19 protein-coding genes are annotated in these 19,652 nt (G+C 46.8%); 9 read left to right on the plus strand and 10 right to left on the minus strand.

Features of this window, described 5'->3' with window-relative positions; all coding sequences use genetic code 11:
- Positions 1-72 precede the first annotated feature (72 nt).
- From purH to ruvA, 3 genes are read left to right on the plus strand one after another with little or no spacing between them, the layout of a single operon-like run.
- A complete protein-coding gene (gene purH / locus Q0Z62_RS05905; protein WP_298052055.1) occupies positions 73-1,662 on the plus strand; it encodes a bifunctional phosphoribosylaminoimidazolecarboxamide formyltransferase/IMP cyclohydrolase in 1,590 nt (529 codons plus the stop codon).
- Positions 1,663-2,208 (plus strand): crossover junction endodeoxyribonuclease RuvC, encoded by a 546-nt coding sequence (gene ruvC, locus Q0Z62_RS05910; protein WP_298052058.1) that lies wholly within the window; start codon positions 1,663-1,665, stop codon positions 2,206-2,208.
- 2 nt (positions 2,209-2,210) lie between these two features.
- Positions 2,211-2,786 (plus strand): Holliday junction branch migration protein RuvA, encoded by a 576-nt coding sequence (ruvA, locus tag Q0Z62_RS05915; RefSeq protein ID WP_298052061.1) that lies wholly within the window; start codon positions 2,211-2,213, stop codon positions 2,784-2,786.
- Here the strand turns inward: ruvA and Q0Z62_RS05920 are convergent.
- Positions 2,769-3,731 carry a threo-3-hydroxy-L-aspartate ammonia-lyase gene (locus Q0Z62_RS05920; protein ID WP_298052064.1) on the minus strand — a complete coding sequence of 321 codons (963 nt, stop codon included), beginning with the start codon at positions 3,729-3,731 and terminating at the stop codon, positions 2,769-2,771. The genes ruvA and Q0Z62_RS05920 overlap by 18 nt on opposite strands.
- A gap of 122 nt (positions 3,732-3,853) precedes the next feature.
- Between Q0Z62_RS05920 and ruvB the strand changes: the two genes are divergently transcribed.
- Positions 3,854-4,912, plus strand: a complete 1,059-nt coding sequence (gene ruvB / locus Q0Z62_RS05925) for a Holliday junction branch migration DNA helicase RuvB (RefSeq protein WP_269901384.1) — start codon at positions 3,854-3,856, stop codon at positions 4,910-4,912.
- Here ruvB and recQ read toward each other — a convergent pair.
- Genes recQ through Q0Z62_RS05950 form a run of 5 tightly spaced genes read right to left on the minus strand, consistent with a single transcriptional unit; the run spans position 4,901 to position 11,799 of the window.
- On the minus strand, positions 4,901-6,721 hold the full coding sequence (gene recQ, locus Q0Z62_RS05930) for a DNA helicase RecQ (RefSeq protein ID WP_298052068.1): 1,821 nt from the start codon (positions 6,719-6,721) through the stop codon (positions 4,901-4,903). The two genes, ruvB and recQ, sit on opposite strands and share 12 nt — an antisense overlap.
- Before the next feature lie 2 nt (positions 6,722-6,723).
- The gene (locus tag Q0Z62_RS05935) at positions 6,724-7,620 is read right to left on the minus strand and encodes a hypothetical protein (RefSeq protein ID WP_298052071.1); all 897 of its coding nucleotides are present in this window, start codon (positions 7,618-7,620) and stop codon (positions 6,724-6,726) included.
- A 13-nt stretch (positions 7,621-7,633) separates the two neighbouring features.
- The gene (locus Q0Z62_RS05940; RefSeq protein ID WP_269901381.1) at positions 7,634-9,409 is read right to left on the minus strand and encodes a ClcB-like voltage-gated chloride channel protein; all 1,776 of its coding nucleotides are present in this window, start codon (positions 9,407-9,409) and stop codon (positions 7,634-7,636) included.
- Between the two features lie 3 nt (positions 9,410-9,412).
- Complete coding sequence (locus Q0Z62_RS05945; protein WP_298052077.1) at positions 9,413-10,462, minus strand: cytochrome d ubiquinol oxidase subunit II; 1,050 nt, start codon at positions 10,460-10,462, stop codon at positions 9,413-9,415.
- Positions 10,459-11,799: a cytochrome ubiquinol oxidase subunit I gene (locus Q0Z62_RS05950; RefSeq protein WP_298052081.1), complete on the minus strand. Its 1,341-nt coding sequence runs from the start codon at positions 11,797-11,799 to the stop codon at positions 10,459-10,461. The genes Q0Z62_RS05945 and Q0Z62_RS05950 overlap by 4 nt, the downstream gene beginning before the upstream one ends.
- 107 nt (positions 11,800-11,906) lie before the next feature.
- Between Q0Z62_RS05950 and Q0Z62_RS05955 the strand changes: the two genes are divergently transcribed.
- From Q0Z62_RS05955 to minE, 4 genes are all read left to right on the plus strand, one after another.
- A complete protein-coding gene (locus tag Q0Z62_RS05955; protein WP_298052084.1) occupies positions 11,907-13,664 on the plus strand; it encodes a glutamine--tRNA ligase/YqeY domain fusion protein in 1,758 nt (585 codons plus the stop codon).
- Between the two features lie 50 nt (positions 13,665-13,714).
- Positions 13,715-14,428, plus strand: coding sequence for a septum site-determining protein MinC (gene minC, locus Q0Z62_RS05960; protein WP_298052086.1), 714 nt, complete (start codon positions 13,715-13,717; stop codon positions 14,426-14,428).
- A gap of 177 nt (positions 14,429-14,605) precedes the next feature.
- On the plus strand, positions 14,606-15,421 hold the full coding sequence (gene minD / locus Q0Z62_RS05965) for a septum site-determining protein MinD (protein WP_298052088.1): 816 nt from the start codon (positions 14,606-14,608) through the stop codon (positions 15,419-15,421).
- A gap of 2 nt (positions 15,422-15,423) precedes the next feature.
- On the plus strand, positions 15,424-15,690 hold the full coding sequence (gene minE / locus Q0Z62_RS05970; RefSeq protein WP_298052091.1) for a cell division topological specificity factor MinE: 267 nt from the start codon (positions 15,424-15,426) through the stop codon (positions 15,688-15,690).
- A 42-nt stretch (positions 15,691-15,732) separates the two neighbouring features.
- On the opposite strand, the gene Q0Z62_RS05975 is transcribed toward minE, so the two are convergent.
- Together Q0Z62_RS05975 and ettA are read right to left on the minus strand one after the other, a co-directional pair.
- Positions 15,733-15,960: a glycine zipper 2TM domain-containing protein gene (locus Q0Z62_RS05975; RefSeq protein WP_298052094.1), complete on the minus strand. Its 228-nt coding sequence runs from the start codon at positions 15,958-15,960 to the stop codon at positions 15,733-15,735.
- Positions 15,961-16,122: 162 nt separating this feature from the next.
- Positions 16,123-17,796: an energy-dependent translational throttle protein EttA gene (gene ettA, locus Q0Z62_RS05980; protein WP_269901373.1), complete on the minus strand. Its 1,674-nt coding sequence runs from the start codon at positions 17,794-17,796 to the stop codon at positions 16,123-16,125.
- A gap of 85 nt (positions 17,797-17,881) precedes the next feature.
- Between ettA and Q0Z62_RS05985 the strand changes: the two genes are divergently transcribed.
- The gene (locus Q0Z62_RS05985) at positions 17,882-18,352 is read left to right on the plus strand and encodes a hypothetical protein (protein WP_298052099.1); all 471 of its coding nucleotides are present in this window, start codon (positions 17,882-17,884) and stop codon (positions 18,350-18,352) included.
- On the opposite strand, the gene Q0Z62_RS05990 is transcribed toward Q0Z62_RS05985, so the two are convergent.
- Together Q0Z62_RS05990 and Q0Z62_RS05995 are read right to left on the minus strand one after the other, a co-directional pair.
- Positions 18,353-19,324, minus strand: a complete 972-nt coding sequence (locus tag Q0Z62_RS05990; RefSeq protein WP_298052101.1) for a glycosyltransferase family 2 protein — start codon at positions 19,322-19,324, stop codon at positions 18,353-18,355.
- 196 nt (positions 19,325-19,520) lie between these two features.
- The gene (locus Q0Z62_RS05995; RefSeq protein ID WP_260649965.1) at positions 19,521-19,649 is read right to left on the minus strand and encodes a hypothetical protein; all 129 of its coding nucleotides are present in this window, start codon (positions 19,647-19,649) and stop codon (positions 19,521-19,523) included.
- Positions 19,650-19,652: the final 3 nt, after the last annotated feature.

Below are 19,652 nucleotides of genomic sequence, written 5' to 3' on the forward strand. Positions count from 1 at the left end.
ACAAAGGGGGTCACTACGTGACCCGTGCTATCCCTCCCCGCCACTCATCGCGGGGTATCTCGCACAATTTAGATGAAGATACAAACCGCCCTCTTATCGGTTTCCGATAAAACAGGAATTGTTGAATTTGCCCAAGCCTTAGCCCAACGAGGCGTTCGCCTACTCTCTACAGGTGGCACAGCTAAACTACTCAAAGACGCAGGTCTAACCGTGACCGAGGTCGCTGAACACACAGGCTCTCCTGAAATCCTAGATGGTCGTGTTAAAACCCTACACCCTAAGATCCACGGTGGTTTGTTAGCTCGTCGTGATGATCAAAAACACCTAGATACGCTACAAGAGCATCATATTGATCGTATTGATATGCTGGTTGTAAACCTCTATCCTTTTCGCGAAACCATTGCAAAAGCCGACTGTACTTTTGCCGATGCCGTAGAAAATATCGATATTGGTGGTCCCGCTATGCTACGTGCAGCCGCTAAAAACCACGGCACCGAAGCTGGTGGGGTGACAGTCATTATTGACCCTAGCGACTATGATCAAGTGCTAACAGAGCTAGACGCGACAGGCCAAACCTCTTACGGCTTACGCTTAGCTTTGGCTACCAAAGTCTACGCCCATACCGCCTCTTATGATGGCGCTATTGCAGCATACCTCAGCAGTTTAACTGTGGCTGAGCCTGCTCAAGATCAAACACCAGAACGTGCAGAATGGCCGCATACCCTAACCTTACAGGTCAAACAACACCAAATCATGCGCTATGGTGAAAACCCACATCAACGTGCTGCGTTTTACCGTGACGCAGATATTGGTGAGGGCTTACTCGCTAATTACGAGCAGCTTCAGGGCAAAGAGCTGTCCTACAATAACATTGCAGATGCAGATGCAGCGTGGGAATGTGTGCGAAGCTTTGAAACAGGGGCCTGCGTCATCGTCAAACATGCCAACCCTTGCGGTGTAGCCTTAGGCGAAACAGCAGCCAAAGCCTACCAAAGCGCATTCAAAACAGACCCCACCTCGGCTTTTGGTGGCATTATTGCTTTCAATCAAACCGTAGACTCTGCGGCGGCTAATGCGGTGTCTCAGCAATTCGTAGAGGTGCTCTTAGCTCCTGACTACACCGAGGAAGCCTTAGCCATTTTCTCTGAAAAGAAAAATGTTCGTGTACTCAAAGTCAAAGCCGGTCAAACTCATAACCCCTTTGATATTAAACGTGTTGGTGGGGGCTGGTTAGTTCAGACACCTGACACCTATCGCGATAATTTTGATGCCTTTACGGTAGTCAGCAACAAACAACCCACAGCAGAACAAATGCAAGACATGCTGTTTGCTTGGAATGTAGCAAAATACGTGAAATCCAATGCAATTGTTTTCTGTGGAAATGGCATGACCTTAGGTGTAGGCGCCGGTCAAATGAGCCGTGTAGACTCTGCCCGTATTGCCTCCATCAAAGCCGAGAACGCAGGGTTAACCTTGCAGAACTCCGCCGTAGCCTCTGATGCTTTCTTTCCATTCCGTGATGGGTTAGATGTGGTTGCGGATGCAGGCGCTACATGTATTATTCAACCAGGAGGCAGTATTCGTGATGATGAAGTCATTGCTGCTGCCAACGAACGTGACCTCGTCATGGTATTGACAGGTACGCGTCACTTCCGTCACTAAATGCGGATTTTAGGCATAGATCCCGGACTACGTAAAACGGGCTTCGGGATCATTGATGTCAACGGGCAGCAATTACAGTATGTTGCCAGTGGTACGATTGTTGTGCCCACAGAGCAACCGTTAGCTGCCCGCCTCAAAGTAATTCTCGAGCATATCCGCGAGATTGCGGCCCTACACAATCCAACTCATAGCGCCGTTGAACAAGTTTTTGTTAATGCCAATCCACACTCCACCCTACTATTAGGGCAAGCTCGTGGTGCAGCCTTATGTGCATTAGCTGATAGTGGATTAGACGTACATGAGTACACAGCCCTACAAATTAAAAAAACCGTTGTAGGTAAAGGGCATGCGGCCAAAGAACAAATACAGCTGATGGTTCAGCACTTATTACGGCTAAATGGCACACCAGCACCAGATGCGGCCGATGCGTTGGCCTGTGCTATTTGTCATGCTCATCATGCTCCGCTGCAACAAGCACTACAAAACAACAACACATTATCCGCTCACACCCTGCGTAGGCGAGGTGGACGTTTTATAGGTAAATAATCATGATTGGTCGTATCACAGGCACACTGATTGAAAAAAACCCACCCACCATTTGTGTGGACGTTAATGGTATTGGCTACGAAATAGACGTCCCCATGAGTACGCTTTATGATTTACCTGAGGTAGGTGGTCAAATCACCCTACACACGCACCTCAGCATTCGTGATGACGCCCATGTGTTATTTGGTTTTGCTAAAGCTGCTGAGCGCATTGCCTTTAGAACATTAATCAAAGTCAGCGGTATTGGCCCTAAAACCGCCTTAGGGATCTTATCTGGTCTTTCTGTGGATGATTTAGCCAGTGCTATCCAAAACCAAGATATAGCCTTATTGACGCGCGCCCCTGGCATTGGTAAAAAAACAGCCGAACGCATGATTCTAGAGCTACGTGATAAATTCCATGTAGGCGTCATTAGTACCACCGCGCCCAACACAGATCGTAGTGATATTTTAAATGCCCTATTGGCCTTAGGCTATAACTCGACCGAAGCCAATAAAGCCGTTAAAAAAATCCCCGCAGATGTCTCTATATCCGAAGGGATTCGCCAAGCTCTGCAAATTTTATCCGGCAGACAATAATTGCCCATACTGGGCTAAATCCACATTACCGCCGCTAATCACTACCCCGACGCGCAGCCCTGCTAAGGGGATAAGCTGCTGCATCACTGCTGCTGCCCCTAAGCAACCGGTAGGCTCCACCACCATTTTCATACGCTCTGCAAAAAACCGTAACGCAGAAACTAAATGCGTATCATTTACTGTCAGTACCCCTGACACATATTGCTGAATCAGCGCAAAGGTCATAGGGGCCAATGCTGGAGTCAAGGCTCCGTCAGCAATTGACTCTGGGTAATCAATACGGACGATTTGCCCTGCTGTTAACGACTGCTGTGCATCATTGCCGCCCTCTGGCTCCACTCCATATACGCGACAAGCAGGACTTAAGGCCTGAGCCGCTAGCAATGAACCGGATAACAAACCGCCCCCGCCCAGCGGCACAAATAAAACGTCTAGCTGCCCTACCTCCTCAATCAGCTCTTTCACTGCTGTTCCTTGGCCTGCAATCACATCAGGATGGGCAAAAGGAGGGATCAACGTCATGCCTTTTTCTTCTACTAAGCGCTGTGCGATGAGCTCTCTATCCTCCGTCAATCGATCATATTCAATGACCGTAGCCCCATATCCCAACGTCGCTGCCTTTTTAGCGGCAGGAGCTGTTTTAGGCATCACTATCGTTGCAGGCACATTAAAAAGCTGAGCCGCTAATGCAACGGCTTGAGCATGATTCCCAGAAGAAAATGCAACCACCCCTTTCTGACGTTGTGCATGACTCAGACTAGCTAAAGCGTTATAGCCACCTCTAAACTTAAAAGCCCCTATACGTTGAAAGTTTTCACATTTAAAAAAGACTTGAGCACCTAGACGCTCATTTAACGTACGAGATTGTAATACTGGGGTTTTATGTGCATGATGAGCTAAATGATGGGCTGCCCGCAACACATCATCATAATTAGGTAATTTCACGTTTGTCTCCTTAGGCTGCTCTACAATAGATTCACCTATTATGCCGTAAGCTTGAATGGCTGACTATTTCAGTCACCACGTAAATGGTGTACCATACCTGTATAAAAACTCAGTTATTAAATATGGCTATTTACTCCGACTCGCTTAGTTCGACTCCCCTCCCAGAGCGCGTTATCAACGCAACACCCTTGTCGTTCAACGAAGAATCCGTTGAACGCGCTTTACGCCCTAAAACCCTACGTGATTATGTAGGGCAACAACGTGTGTGCGAGCAACTCGAGATTTTCATTACTGCTGCTACACGACGAAAAGAGTCCTTAGATCACGTTTTACTTTTCGGCCCTCCAGGGCTGGGGAAAACGACCTTAGCCCATATTGTGGCCCAAGAAATGGGCGTACAATTACGCCAAACGTCCGGCCCAGTTCTTGAGCGCCCCGGTGATTTAGCCGCGATATTAACCAGTTTAGAACCCAACGATGTTTTGTTTATTGATGAAATTCATCGTTTATCCCCAGTGGTCGAAGAGATCCTCTATCCTGCCCTTGAGGATTTTCAAATTGATATCCTCATCGGCGAGGGCCCCGCTGCGCGCAGTGTCAAAATAGATCTGCAGCCTTTTACTCTTGTGGGTGCCACTACGCGCGCTGGGATGCTGAGCAATCCCCTACGGGATCGCTTTGGAATCGTCTCTCGATTAGAGTTTTATACCATTCCAGATCTACAATATATTGTGCAGCGTAGTGCAGCGTTATTAAACGTTGAATGCGCCACAGAGGGGGCTCTTGAGATTGCCAGACGTGCTCGTGGCACGCCACGTATTGCCAACCGCCTATTGCGTCGGGTGCGTGACTATGCGGATGTCAAAAATAACGGTGTGATTGATGCAGGCTGTGCTGCCCATGCCCTATCCATGCTAGAGGTTGACCCCTTGGGTTTAGACTTGATGGATAGAAAACTCTTAGAGACCATCGTACACAAATTTAATGGGGGTCCCGTAGGGGTAGATAGTTTGGCTGCAGCCATCAGCGAAGAAAGAGATACGATCGAAGACGTGATCGAGCCCTATCTGATTCAACATGGTTTTTTGCATCGTACCCCACGTGGTCGGGTCGCCACCGCCAGTACGTGGACTCACTTAGGTCTCACACCGCCTAAGTCCACCCCTGACCTATTCGACTAGGGCCTGTTCATACTCATCTAAACACGCCAACAAATCAGCCCCATAAGACGCCAATTTTTTAGCGCCTATGCCGGAAATCTGCCCCAACTCATTCAATGTTGCAGGTCGTAATAAAGCCACCTCGGTAAGCGTCGCATTATTAAAAATGATATAGGGCGGGACCTCATGAGCTTTCGCTGCCTGAGCGCGCCAAACTCGAAGGCGCTCAAAGCAGGCCTGCGCCTCTGGCGGTAACTGCTCCTCTTGGGGGCGTATCGTATTCACGGCTTTCACGTTCGAGTCTTTGCGCAGCATCACCGTACGATCTCCCTTGAGAACTGCTTTACTGTGCTCTGTTAGGCTTAGCGTACCGTAGTTTTCCGGCTGCACTTCAATCACTTTATACGCAATCAATTGACGCAAAATACTACGCCACTCGTTAATGCTTAAATCAGCCCCCACCCCAAATACAGATAGACCTTGATGACTATTGCTTTTTACACGCTCTGTTTCTTTACCACGCAAAATATCAATAATATGCGCTGCCCCAAAAGCCTGACCACACTCACGCCATAACCGATAAATAGCGGACAAGAGCTTTTGTGCTGCCACGGTCCCATCCCATGTTTCAGGTGGTTCTAAACAGGTGTCACAATTACCGCAGGGTTGAATAGGCTGACCAAAGTAATCCAACAGCAATTGCCGGCGGCAAGTAACCGTTTCACAAAGCCCCAACATCGCATCAATTTTACGCGCTTGATTACGTAAATGAGTCGCTTCCCCATTGGACTCGCTAACCATACGATGTAACTGCACCACATCCTGTAAACCATAGGCTAACCATGCTGTAGCAGGCTCTCCATCTCGACCGGCTCGACCCGTTTCTTGGTAATAGCCCTCTATGGATTTGGGCAAATCAATATGCGCCACAAAACGCACGTCAGGCTTATTTACCCCCATGCCAAAGGCAATCGTTGCCACCATCACAATGCCTTCTTCTCGTAAAAATCGATTTTGATTTTTAGCACGCAAGTCACTGGGCAAGCCAGCATGGTAAGGCAGCGCATTAATGCCATGAGACTGTAAAAAAGCCGCTGTGTCTTCGACTCGATTGCGTGATAGACAATAAACAATGCCACAATCACCGTGATGGTATTGCTGAATAAACTGTAGTAACTGTTTACGTACCTCGGCCTTTTCCACAATAAGATAACTAATATTAGGGCGATCAAAGCTCGCCACAAAATGCGGCGCCTTATCTAAACCTAATCGTTGGGCTATTTCGGTACGGGTCTCTGCTGTTGCAGTAGCTGTTAAAGCGATGCGAGGCACATCGGGCCAGCGTTGTGCTAAAAAGGACAAGCCTAAATACTCAGGTCTAAAGTCATGCCCCCACTGCGAAACACAGTGCGCCTCATCAATCGCAAACAAGGCAATCTTACCTCGGGCTAGCATATCCAAACACCTATCTGTTAATAAGCGCTCTGGAGCTACGTAAAGCAAATCTAACTCGCCATTTATAAAGGCTTGCTCCACCTCTCTGGCAACACGCCAATCTTGGGACGAGTTTAAGTACGCCGCCTTCACCCCAAGTTCTGTTAGGGCATCTACCTGATCCTGCATTAAAGCAATCAATGGTGACACCACAATCCCTGTGCCCTCGCGTACTAAGGCGGGTATTTGATAACACAAGGATTTACCACCACCCGTTGGCATCAACACCAACGCGTCTCCACCATCAATAAGATGCTGAATAATGGCTTGCTGTTCGCTACGAAAGGCATCGTAACCAAAGATTTGTTGTAATGCGTGAAGAGCAGGATCAGACATAGTTAAAACACAGGTAGGGAAAAGCGTAATCCCATATTATAGTCACCGGTATGAATTTGGCGTTGTGCATCTAGGTCTATGCGCAAATTAGAGCTATACCAAAACTGTTGGTTGACACCAAATGAATGTTGATTTTGCCCTAGCCGTGGCTGGGTACTGGAATAACTGGCTCCCAGTGCGCCCCAACGCCCCGTATCCCAATGCACATCTACGCCATGTTTAGCCTGTGGTGTCGTAAACGATTTGTTTTGAGACTGCAGCAAATTGCTAAAGGCCCCACTATAGGTCTCTGTGCTCAAAGACATATCGACTGTCTCAGAAATGTCCATGTCGTAACGCCCTTGATACCGCCATCCCTTACCCGCCCGATGATGGCTCTGAGTTAGGCTCATGGCCCATACCCCACCTGTACTACTGAGGTGATAACGACTACCAAGCCCTACCTGTTCGTAGCCTTCGGCGCGCTGGTATAAACCATCAAAAGAAAGTGTAGGTGACAACCGAACATCTACCCATGCTCGAGCGGCTTTTGCCCCATAGTTAAAGTCCGTAGCGGTCGGCTGTTTATCTACTACACCCAGAGCTAAGCCATAACGCCATTGCTCTTTATCAGTCAAAACAGCATCCACCCGATCAGAAAAACTGAGCCCTCCTAGAGGAACTGTTTTTAAACCTGAAACAAGTTGAGGCGTACTATTACCAACAGTAAAACGTACATTACTGGTCGATTGATAACGCCACGCTCGCTGGTCCACGTACCAGTGATCTGGAGCATGATTCGATATCTGCGGGGCGATTTTCAGTTGTAAAGGAATCGCTGGTTTAGGTTGCGCCAAAGCTGCAGAGCTAATTACTAGCCCAACCATGCTATAGCCGATCCAACATAGACCTCGTCCCATATTTATCCTGTTCTTAGCGATGTAAGCTAACTAGCGCCTCACTACTTGCGTCTAATGAACGCTTTAATGCTGAATATTTTTCCAACAAGGCTGATTTATAGACTACACCAATTAAACGCGGCTCTTCGAGACTACGAATCACCGGCAAGCGCTCTCCCACAAAATCCATAAACTGCTCTTGAGCATGGTCTAAGCTCATGTGAGGCATGAGTGTCTGCACATAGTCTAATTTCAACACCTCTCCGATGGGCTCATCATGCGCATCCTGATGATTCATCAATAATCGCATAAGTTCAGGCTGAGCTATCACACCTAAATAATGATTATTTTCATCCACCACATAAATAAAGCGCACGGGATAATCCAAATACATCTGCAGCGCATCACCTACCGTTGCCTCGGTGGTCAATACCGTATCAGCTGGCCGAACCAGTTCGCTTAAGCGCGTATTACGCAAAGTAAAACGCAAAAGCTGATCTCTTTCTCTCGCCAATGTCACATCATACATGGCGACCTCCGCCAAGGTCCGTGACATAAAGTAAGCCGTCACTGCCGCAATAATCAATGGCAATACCAATTGATAGCTCAAGGTCATCTCAAAGAGCATCAGAATCGCCATCAAAGGAGCACTGGTGGCCGCACCTAAAAAAGCCCCCATACCGACTAGGGTATAGACATACGTCTCTACGCCTAACCCCGGCAATACCCACTGGATGATTTGCCCAAACAAGGTTCCAAAAGCAGCGCCTACAAATAAAGCCGGAGTAAAGACCCCTCCTATGGCTCCTGAGCCCACCGTAATTGTTGTGGCCAATACCTTGGCAAATAACATGGCAATCACGGCATACCACGTCCAAGGGTCATGCAAAAAAGACGAAACCACACTATAACCATTGCCAGCCACGTCAGGAACCATAATCAACAATAAGCCCAACATAAAACCACCCACCGTAAGCCGAGCAATGAGGGGTAATCCACTGCGTACAAACAGTTGTTTTGTGTAATTCATCAGCTTTAAAAAGCCAGGGGCGACCACTCCGATGATTAACCCAAGCAAGACAAAAACAATAATTTCCCATCCTACAATGCCGGGCAGATCAATCATTTCGTAAGGGGCTTTATAGTGGTGGCTCATTCGCATCGTGATATTAGCCGTCGCAGAGGCAACCAACAAAGGCCCCAGAGTCTGAATACTCATGGAGCCCAATACAATTTCTGCCACAAAAATAGCTCCGGCTAACGGCGCACCATATGCCGACGCTACACCTGCTGCTGCCCCACAAGCAACCAAGAGCCGAAGTCGCTCTGGAGCAATATAAATAAAACGACCAAAGAGAGAGGCGGCTAAAGATGACAGATGAATCATTGCCCCCTCTCGACCTATAGCGCCCCCTGATGCCACCGTACATAACGAGGCCAACGAACGCAGCAAGCCTTGACGTAATGACAGTCGCCCATCACCAATAGCAACTGCTTCCATGTAGTCCGAGGCCGTAGAGGCTTTTTTACGGCCTGCTAACCAAAGCAACACCCCTGCGGCAAGCCCACCCAATGTAGGAAATAACAGCCGCATATCCCATGATAAAGAACGTGTTACCTGAGTAATGCTGCCTGACTGCCCTGTTACAACACGCTGTATGAGGTAAATACTCTCATAAAACAGCATCACTACTCCGGCCCCTAACACCCCCATCACCACAGCCCAACAAAGCATCGCTGGGGTATCAGATAACCACTGCCAGTGACGTATGCGTTGACGAGTGAGACGGAGGTATTTTTTGTAGGCCATGCCTTAATTTTTAAAAAGAGGAGGAGTAGGAGGGCGAGAAAGTCCAAACATCCGCCAGTAAACCCAAAATGAAAAAAGAGCTAAAAAAGGCAGAGTGAACAAACTAATTTTCCAGATAAGCTGCAATGTCTGCGTATCCGCAGCGGCATCCCAAATCGTGATTTGATCTAAGACCAGAAAAGGAAAAAAACTAAATCCTAGTCCTAATAATACGGCAATGAAAATAACTAGGGTGATTAAAAAAGGTAAACCCGTACCACGTACACTGACATTTAATAATCGCTGTAAATTCATTTCTATAACGACAAAGCCAAGTAAAATAAACGTCCAAAGCCCTAATACAGCAATACGAGGCGCCCCCTCACTCCACTTTAAAAGTACACCAGGGTTCGCCAAGGCCAACACCACGGAGGCCGCCACAGCCCCTGCCGCAAACCAACGTACAGCCCTCCGCCCCCATACCACCGCGCGCATACGTAGTTCGCCCACCTCTCGCATCACTAACCAAGCGGCTCCTAATAATACATAAGCGGCTACTGCACAAAAACCCATGAAAACCAAAAACCAGACATAACCAGATCCACCTTGATAATTAATAATGACCTTGGCTAACAATAACCCATGAGCAAAAGCCGTCACTACAGAACCCAAGGCAAAACCTCGCTGCCAAAGATGTTGCTGTTCTGCTGGCGCCCGTAGTCGTAACTCAAAGCAAACAGAACGAGCCATTACGCCTAAAGCTAAGCATAATAGTGCTAACTGCAATTGCCCCATTACCTCTGCCCAGGCTTGAGGGAATGCAACAGCAAATACAATCATCCCCAAAAACAGCCAAAACTCATTCGCATCGCGCCACGGGCTAAGTAAGCTCATCATCCGGGGGCGTAATGACTCGGGGGCGACTAATGACAAGCACCCTACCCCTATATCAAAGCCATCTAAGATGGTGCCGGCTATCACCGTTACCATTAACAGACAAAGAAAAAACAACGGTAACCAAAAGGCAGGGTCTGTTGGAGCCAACCCCAACGCTGTCGATAATGCTTGTATCATGCTCGTCCCCTCCGTCTAGCCACTGAAACAACACCATAGCGGGCTGTATAACGAACCAACGCCACAAAACCAAAAACAAATAAGGCATATACCACCGTGTATGCAAATAAACTCAATACACTTTTCTCTAGGGAGTGCTGCGCGAACACTTCGTTAATCGTAATCGTTTGATTCACCACAAATGGCATCACCCCAAATAACTGATATGCCATCCCACACAACAATAAGACAGGCCCTAAAAATCCAGATAGAGCCATCGTTTTCCGTTTGGTTAGACTTAACGCGCTAGGGTCATAGTGACGCAACATGCCTAAACGCCAGCCCTTAAATAAGACAAAAAAGCTCAATACGCCCGCCAACATAGCGAACCGTAAAGACCAAAAAACCACAAAAACCGGAGGGCTCATCCCAACAACCTGATCTAAACCCAACAGCCCCCCTTCTGCATCATGCCCTAACCAACTATGGCCTACATTAGCTATACCTAGACTCATATGATTGATCATTTCTGTACTTGATGGCCACGCCATCCAAAGCCACTGCGGAACAGAGCCTGACTGCCAGTAGGCCATCGCAGCAGCGGCCTTAATAGGCTGATAATCAGCCACCATTTTCCCATTGCCAATAAAAGCCATCAGCAAAAGAGCCCACGCCGCACTACCTATATAAACAGCCGTTTTAAATGCACGTCGTTCTCCCTCTCCTAGAGGCCGGCGAATAGACTGCTGCGCCAAAACAGCCATCATTAATAAGGCTACCATCACAAAACTAGACCCAATAAACAACAAGCTATACCACAGCAAACTAGGATTGCTTAGTACCTGTGCCCAACTATTCAGCACGTAACGGTCCTCTAGCCACTCTGTACCTAGGGGTGTATGCATCCAAGACACAAAAACCAATAAGCAAAATGCAACAAAACTGTTTCCTAGCGCAACAAGCAGTACAATGGCGGCATGCACCCATTCAGCCAACTGACGTTGACCGAATAGCATTAACCCAAGAAACGCCGCTTTAAACACTAATGCACCCAATAGCGTCACTGCCAATAAGGGGCTACTCACCGCCTGTATTTTGGGCAATAGCGAAGGCCAAAGGCTGCCAAGTTGAATTAACACTGGCATACTAGAGGCAAAGCTTAATAGAAAAGCGAGCGCAAAAATCCGCACCCAGAATCGATAAACGGGCAACCACAGTAAATGTTGCTCTCCCATGGCTCGCAATCGTAAATAAAACAGGACCCAAGACAGCCCTAGGCTTATGGTAAAAAAAACAGCCATAAAGCCCAGGCTACCAAAAAACTGTATTTGCGAGAACCAAAGTGCGGAATAGGTCATAATGTGCGCTAATTAAGTGTATTTTGTTTTTATTGCTATAAATGCCAAGTCTAACCACATTACGTGGCAAAATAGACCATTATTCAATTATTTATTCGTTTTTGTGTATGAGCACTGCATCTACCCCGACCCCCGTATCCAATTTTTTACGAAACATCATTGACCAAGATTTAAAAAACCAGCGTCATGCGACAAAATTGTGGGCAGGTCGTCCCGGCCCAGCTGCCATACAATCTACAGGTCAAGTTGATCCTGCACGTATTCGCACTCGTTTTCCGCCTGAGCCCAACGGCTATCTACATATTGGTCACGCCAAAAGCATTTGCTTGAATTTTGGTTTAGCACAAGACTATCAGGGCGCATGTCATCTACGCTTTGATGATACGAACCCAGAAAAAGAAGAGCAAGAGTACGTTGATGCCATTATTGACATGGTTCAATGGCTAGGCTACGACTGGAAATTCAAAACCGAAGACAATTTATACTTTGCCAGCGATTACTTTGAATTCATGTATGAGTTCGCCGAGGGCCTGATTTCTGCGGGATATGCCTACGTAGATGAGCAATCCCCAGAGGAAATCCGCCAAAATCGCGGCACATTAACCGAAAAAGGCACTAACTCGCCTTGGCGTGATCGCCCTGCCGCTGAGTCGCTGCAACTATTGCGCGAGATGCGCGATGGTAAACACCCAGATGGTAGCTTGTGTTTGCGTGCCAAAATTGACATGGCGTCACCTAATATTAATATGCGTGACCCGGTTATGTATCGTATTCGCCACGCCGAACACCATCGCACAGGGAATGACTGGTGCATTTACCCAATGTACAGTTGGGCACACCCTGTCGAAGACGCCTTAGAAATGATCACCCATAGCGTTTGTACTCTCGAGTTCGAAGACCAACGTCCATTTTACAATTGGATTCTAGAGCATCTACGTGACTTAGGTTTCTTTACCGACCCACTACCTCAACAGTATGAGTTTGCTCGTCTCTACCTCAGCTACGTAGTCACCAGCAAACGCAAACTACGACAATTAGTTGTAGAAAATCATGTGGATGGTTGGGATGATCCCCGTCTACCCACTCTAGCAGGACTACGCCGTCGTGGTTATACACCCGAGTCCATTCGGTTATTTTGTGATCGAATTGGTGTCTCCAAAGCCGACTCTCGCATCGATTACAGCATTTTAGAGCAGGCCTTACGTGATGATTTAGATCCTAAAGCTCCTCGTAGCGTGGCGGTACTAGATCCAATCAAACTTATCCTCAATAATTTCCCTGAGGATAAAGAGGAGCTCTGCTATGCTCCCGTTCATCCACACCACCCCGAGGCCGGTAAACGTGAATTCCATCTGAGCCGAGAGCTCTGGATCGAACGAGATGACTTCCGCGAAGAGCCTGAAAAACGTTATTTCCGTCTCTATCCTGGCAATACCGTTCGCCTAAAGTATGGTTACATCATTACCTGCACAGGCTTTGATAAGGATGAAAATGGTCAGGTAACAACGGTGTATGCCGACTACCTACCCGACACCAAAAGTGGTACACCTGGAGCGGACTCAGTTAAAGTCAAAGGCAATATCACTTGGATTAGTGCTAAACATGCAATTGCCGCTGAAATCCGTTTGTATGACCGTCTATTTACCGACCCTCATCCCGATGTAGGTGACAAAGATTTCTTGCAGCTTATCAATCCAAACTCAATGCAAACGATTCAAGGCTGGGTAGAACCCGGTCTAGTCGCCAGCCCCGATGCGCATTGGCAGTTCGAGCGTCTAGGTTATTTTGTCGCTGATCGAGAATTATCCACACCAGATAAACCCGTACTTAATCGTACTGCTACATTAAAAGACAACTGGAACTAAGCCAATTAACAGGGGGCTTCGCCCCCCTTTTTCATTGTGATGGTTATCAAGTGAACGCACCTACTTCTCGCAAAGGCCCTCAAGCCCTAGATATCAAAAGCGCTACTATCTATACCGTGCGACTGGTATTGCATAGTGCTGACACCACTGAATTACTCGAAGCGCTAGACCTACGTATGCAAGGCGCTGGAGCCTTTTTCCAAAATGAGCCTGTCGTGATTGATAGCACAGCCATTCCTGATCCTATCGACTGGGAAGGCTTAATCACCGCACTGCGCCATCACCAACTACACCCTATTGGCATGATGGGGCAAGCCGATCAACAAATAGCAGCCGCTCAATACGGGCTACCTGCAGTAGAGCTTTCCAGCACTAAAACCACAATAGACCTACCTGAACCAGAACCTGAGCCTGCAGAGCCTATCACTCAAGCAGCTCCGATGATTGTGCGTCAGCCTTTGCGCTCTGGACAACGTCTATATGCACCAGATGGGGATTTAATTATTGCTGGTATGGTGGGCCAAGGGGCTGAAATTATTGCAACAGGTAATATTTATGTACACGGCCCACTCCGTGGTAAAGCAATTGCAGGAGCTAATGGCGACACCAATGCTTTTATCGTCGCAGCAGAATTTGATCCCGAGCTAATTGCCATTGCTGGCGTCTATAGTGTCATTGAAGACCCCAGCGCAAATCCCTATCATAAACAAGGGGTTGTCATTCAACTTGAAGGTGAATCATTAAAATTCGAGCCATTAAGTTAATAGATGTTAATCCTCTTGCACTCTGGGACGCTTCGTGCCAGTGTATGGCCTATACTAAGACGATTTAGTTTCATTACCATTAACTTGAACTATTATCTATAATTTTCTTAGCACATTTATAATTTGTTTTTATAATAGCAAGCACATGACTAAAAATACTAAAGGACACACAGCATCATGGCGCGAATAATAGTGGTGACATCAGGCAAAGGTGGGGTGGGCAAAACCACAACCAGTGCAAGCTTTGCGTCTGGTCTGGCTCTGCGCGGCCACAAAACAGTGGTGATTGACTTTGATGTGGGGCTACGCAACCTAGATTTAATCATGGGCTGCGAACGCCGTGTAGTCTATGATTTTGTTAATGTGATCCAAGAAGAAGCCTCCTTAAATCAAGCATTAATTCGGGATAAAAAACTCGAAAATCTTTTTGTTCTTCCAGCCTCTCAAACCAGAGACAAAGATGCCCTCACCAAAGAAGGGGTAAAAAAAGTACTGGATGATTTAAAGGATATGGGCTTTGAATACATTGTCTGTGACTCTCCAGCAGGTATAGAAACCGGTGCTCTGATGGCCTCTTATTTTGCTGATGATGCATTAGTAGTAACTAACCCAGAGGTATCCTCTGTACGTGACTCTGATCGTATTTTAGGCATATTATCAGCCAAGTCTCGTCGTGCTGAGACCAGCGACACCCCTATCAAAGAATACTTGCTCATTAGCCGCTATAGTGCAAAACGCGTGGCTGATGGTGAAATGTTGTCTCTACAAGACATTGAGGACATATTACGCATCAAATTGATTGGTGTGGTTCCCGAGTCCGAGGACGTACTGCATGCGTCTAACCAAGGTACACCCGTTATTCACCTTGCTGAAAGCCCCGCTGCTCAAGCCTACGATGACATCGTAGCTCGTTACTTAGGCGAGGAACGTCCCTTACGCTTCGTTGAATACGAAAAACCAGGTTTTCTAAAACGCCTCTTCGGGGGTAAATAGTCATGTCTTTCCTGTCTTTTTTTACTGGCAACACAAAAAACACAAACCCTACCGCTAGTGTTGCTAAGGATCGTTTGCAACTTATTTTAATTAATGAGCGCGGCGTTGATGGTGTGAGTCCTGACTACTTACCTCGATTACAAAAAGAACTCATCGAGGTCATTTCTCGTTATGTTCAAATCGACCCCCACGACATTCAAGTTCATTTGGATCGTCAAGACGCCCTAGAAGTACTAGAGGTCAAAATTGAACTCCCTTCTGATAAATAAAAAAAGCCGGCAATGCCGGCTTTTCTAAAAAGACTACATCTACTACTGGCGTTTGCCCACTTGGTCACCAACAATACCACCTATTGCGGCACCACCTACCGTTCCTAGTACACTACCACCGGTCACAGCGGCACCTGCTACACCACCTACTCCGGCACCCGCCACACCGCCTTTTTGTCTGGAACTCATGTTATCCCAAGTTGAACACCCAGCCATTAAGACCAGTAAAGCCGTAGCGGCCATTGTTTTTATCAGTGTTGTCTGTTTCATACTGTACTCCTTGGATTCATCATTAAGCACTCTATATAACTACAGTACTGCGGACACTATAATGTATCAAGCCTAGAGTCGCATCATTGTGTTAACGGTCGCAAAAAATGTAACAGCCACTCGAAAGTGGCTGTTTATTCTAAATCAATACCGTAGTTCGATTTATTTCAATGCTTTATAACGAATACGTTTCGGTTTAGCAGCCTCTTCACCTAGGCGACGTAACTTATCTTCCTCGTATTCTTGGTAGTTACCACTGAAGAACTCTACGTGTGAGTCGCCTTCAAAGGCCAAGATATGCGTAGCAATACGATCCAAGAACCAACGATCATGGCTGATCACCATGACACACCCGGCATACTCAAGCAAGGCGTCCTCTAGGGCACGTAAGGTCTCAACGTCCAAATCGTTAGACGGTTCATCAAGTAAAAGTACGTTACCGCCTGCTGCTAACGTTTTAGCTAAATGCAAACGACCACGTTCCCCGCCCGATAATTTACCGACAATTTTGTTTTGGTCAGCACCTCGGAAATTAAAGCGCCCAATATAAGCCCGTGCAGGTATTTCAAAACGACCAACCTGTAGAATATCCGAGCCGTCCGAAATAGCTTCAAATACCGACTTCTCTGCTGGTAATGAGGATCGAGACTGATCCACATATGCCAACTGAACTGTTTGGCCTCGCTTAATTTCACCACTATCTGGTTGCTCTTCGCCCGCGATCATACGGAACAGCGTAGATTTACCTGCCCCGTTCGGACCGATAATACCTACAATCGCACCCGGTGGAACCGTAAAGCTAAGATCCTCAATCAATAAGCGATCACCATACGCCTTAGACACATGATTGAACTCTAAGACCTCATTACCTAATCGCTCGGCCACAGGGATAAATATCTCCTGAGTTTCGTTACGACGTTGGTACTCATGGGAGGATAATTCCTCAAAACGATTCAAACGCGCTTTTGATTTAGCCTGACGACCTTTAGGATTTTGACGAACCCACTCTAGCTCTTTTCGAATAGTACGCTGACGCGCTGACTCATTCGACTCCTCTTGTTTGAGACGGTCTTCTTTTTGCTCTAGCCAAGAGCTGTAGTTTCCTTTCCAAGGAATACCATGACCTCGGTCTAGCTCTAAAATCCACTCTGCCGCATTATCTAAGAAGTACCTATCATGCGTCACAGCAACTACCGTACCTGGGAACTTACTGAGAAACTGCTCTAACCAATGCACACTTTCCGCATCTAAGTGGTTAGTCGGCTCATCAAGTAACAGCATATCGGGTTTAGATAAAAGCAACTGACATAAAGCGACACGGCGTTTTTCACCACCAGACAAATTGCCAATTACCGCATCCCATGCGGGTAAACGCAACGCATCAGCCGCAATTTCCATCTGTGTATTCGTATCATCACTGCCGCTTGTAGCCGCCGCCGCAATAATCGCCTCTAGTTCAGCTTGCTCTGCGGCTAAGGCATCAAAATCAGCATCAGGCTCAGCGTATTCAGCATACACCTCATCCAAGCGTTGACGGGCCTCAAATACAGCGCCTAAACCGGCTTCTACGGCCTCACGTACCGTCTGGGTTGGATCTAACTCGGGCTCTTGGGGTAAGTAACCAATTTTAATCCCCGGCATGGGGATGGCTTCACCTTCGATCTCTTTATCCACCCCAGCCATAATGCGTAATAGAGTGGATTTACCAGAGCCATTCAAACCTAGAACACCAATTTTGGCTCCGGGGAAGAAAGATAAAGAAATATCGCGTAGAATTTGACGCTTGGGTGGCACAATTTTGCCTACCCGATTCATTGTATAAACGTATTGGGCCATAGAAACCTAAATAGGATTGATAAGGCTATAAGTACATAGCATCGCTAAAAGCGACTTCATTATATATTACGGTTTGATTAACAAAATGACTGACTCCACCGCACTACTGTTTAGCACCGAAGACATTGAACTATTAGCACGTACTGCTGACGCTTTAAGCTCATATCTGGGTAAACCTGTTTTGGTAGAGGTCGTCAGCGCTGCTGAAACCGGATTTGAATGGGCTGTTTTTGCCATCCCCTTAGATATTAACGAAGATGATAGCGATATTCCAGTAGTTCAAATTGGTGGCGCTAATACCCGCCTACTTGGAAGCCAAGGTGGGGTACAAGTGAATGAAAATGAAACCTATACCTGTCGCCTCATGTGGGCCATTCAGCGAACAGAAGATGAGGATGTTAATTACATCAAAATTAATCACGAAGGGGATGAAAATGGCTGGGGTGAGACCTTACAGGATGTTTTACCGTTTGATCTAAGTTCTGATCCCCTAGCCGATGACGAAGATGACCTCGATTTAGCTCGGATGCCATCACCATCAAACCAGCAACACTAATCAACTAAAATGCAGTGTGCGCATTTGTAGTTTATCCCGTAAAAACAACATAGCACCAATGGGAGCCATAACACAAACCAGTGCAGTGGCAGCAATCCCATGCAACCCATAACCTGTCGGTTTTGAAATGGACTGCTCGCGCATATGCAAGGCAAATCGTGTGTAGCGAGCGGCTGCTTTAAAAAATTCTTGGGGCCGATAATGAAACCAAGGTACACAATCCACGACCGTATCATGGGCCAGTAGCCATAACCCCAAAGCATGTTGAGCCGAATGATTGCGGCCCTGATGTGAAAGCGAGTCACTACTGTCGTAATACACTCTATACACTTGATTAACAAAGCGAGTTTTATAGCCAGCTCGTGCTAAGCGCCTCCACACTAAGCTTTCTGGAACAAAACCCACAATATGCTCAGGAAAAGGAAAACGCTGCATCACTGCTGTACTTAAACAGCCAAACTTTTCGCCTTTAACATTAAACTTAAACTGCAAATCCAATGGGTTGGCATCAAACTGGTCATAGGGATACATATCCCCCACAATACGTCCAGAAGGAGTCTTACATAAGCCCGTCACTGCCACATATTGACCCCGTATATTGTCTGGAATATCTCGCCATGTACGCGCCATATCATATAAGGCGTTGGTCTCTAAGCTGTCATCACTATCCAAAGCCACGATTAGCTCACCTTTGGCAACCGCTATCCCTCGATTTAATGCCACTTTTTTATGTTGATTAGGTTGCCAAATATAGTGAATAGGAAACAAGGCCTCTTGTTGCCACTGGTGAATTAATTGCTTTGTCTGGTCTGTTGACCCATCATCAACCACCACCCACTCAAAATCCTGAAAGCTTTGCTCGCACAGTGAGTCATATACCCGTGTTAGGGTATGTGCACGGTTATACGTAGGCGTCAACACCGTAAACTGATAGCGCCATGCTGATGCAGATAAAGGCCGTTGCTCCGACATTAACATCGTCTCCCTGTAATTTTTCGTTCTAAAGCGATAACTCGACAAACCTAGCTTTGCTCTTTAATAGTAGACGAAAAAAAACCACAGACATGAAATCTGTGGTTTTACTTGCGTAAATTACAATTAGAAACCGTTTGTTTGCCGTGGTAAAAGCACGACAAACAAAAACTGTTAGTCTAATGTATAAGCGTAATTAAGCGCGTTTTACTTTTTCTAGCATTTTGAACACGCTTTTAGGTGAACGTGCGTATAGACGTTTGAACGCTTTACCTAAGCAACGACGCTCTAGGGTATTGCGGCTTGTGCGTTTGATTTCAGCCATGAG

Source organism: uncultured Paenalcaligenes sp. (genome assembly GCF_947630565.1).
Lineage (GTDB): Bacteria > Pseudomonadota > Gammaproteobacteria > Burkholderiales > Burkholderiaceae_B > Paenalcaligenes > Paenalcaligenes faecalis.

Excerpts from the sequence above, each read along its gene's own strand:
- purH (WP_298052055.1), top strand. The coding sequence starts at position 73 with ATGAAGATACAAACCGCCCTCTTATCGGTTTCCGATAAAACAGGAATT.
- ruvC (WP_298052058.1), top strand. The coding sequence starts at position 1,663 with ATGCGGATTTTAGGCATAGATCCCGGACTACGTAAAACGGGCTTCGGG.
- ruvA (WP_298052061.1), top strand. The coding sequence starts at position 2,211 with ATGATTGGTCGTATCACAGGCACACTGATTGAAAAAAACCCACCCACC.
- ruvB (WP_269901384.1), top strand. The coding sequence starts at position 3,854 with ATGGCTATTTACTCCGACTCGCTTAGTTCGACTCCCCTCCCAGAGCGC.
- recQ (WP_298052068.1), bottom strand. The coding sequence starts at position 6,721 with ATGTCTGATCCTGCTCTTCACGCATTACAACAAATCTTTGGTTACGAT.
- Q0Z62_RS05935 (WP_298052071.1), bottom strand. The coding sequence starts at position 7,620 with ATGGGACGAGGTCTATGTTGGATCGGCTATAGCATGGTTGGGCTAGTA.
- Q0Z62_RS05940 (WP_269901381.1), bottom strand. The coding sequence starts at position 9,409 with ATGGCCTACAAAAAATACCTCCGTCTCACTCGTCAACGCATACGTCAC.
- Q0Z62_RS05945 (WP_298052077.1), bottom strand. The coding sequence starts at position 10,462 with ATGATACAAGCATTATCGACAGCGTTGGGGTTGGCTCCAACAGACCCT.
- Q0Z62_RS05950 (WP_298052081.1), bottom strand. The coding sequence starts at position 11,799 with ATGACCTATTCCGCACTTTGGTTCTCGCAAATACAGTTTTTTGGTAGC.
- Q0Z62_RS05955 (WP_298052084.1), top strand. The coding sequence starts at position 11,907 with ATGAGCACTGCATCTACCCCGACCCCCGTATCCAATTTTTTACGAAAC.
- minD (WP_298052088.1), top strand. The coding sequence starts at position 14,606 with ATGGCGCGAATAATAGTGGTGACATCAGGCAAAGGTGGGGTGGGCAAA.
- minE (WP_298052091.1), top strand. The coding sequence starts at position 15,424 with ATGTCTTTCCTGTCTTTTTTTACTGGCAACACAAAAAACACAAACCCT.
- Q0Z62_RS05975 (WP_298052094.1), bottom strand. The coding sequence starts at position 15,960 with ATGAAACAGACAACACTGATAAAAACAATGGCCGCTACGGCTTTACTG.
- ettA (WP_269901373.1), bottom strand. The coding sequence starts at position 17,796 with ATGGCCCAATACGTTTATACAATGAATCGGGTAGGCAAAATTGTGCCA.
- Q0Z62_RS05985 (WP_298052099.1), top strand. The coding sequence starts at position 17,882 with ATGACTGACTCCACCGCACTACTGTTTAGCACCGAAGACATTGAACTA.
- Q0Z62_RS05990 (WP_298052101.1), bottom strand. The coding sequence starts at position 19,324 with ATGTCGGAGCAACGGCCTTTATCTGCATCAGCATGGCGCTATCAGTTT.
- Q0Z62_RS05995 (WP_260649965.1), bottom strand. The coding sequence starts at position 19,649 with ATGGCTGAAATCAAACGCACAAGCCGCAATACCCTAGAGCGTCGTTGC.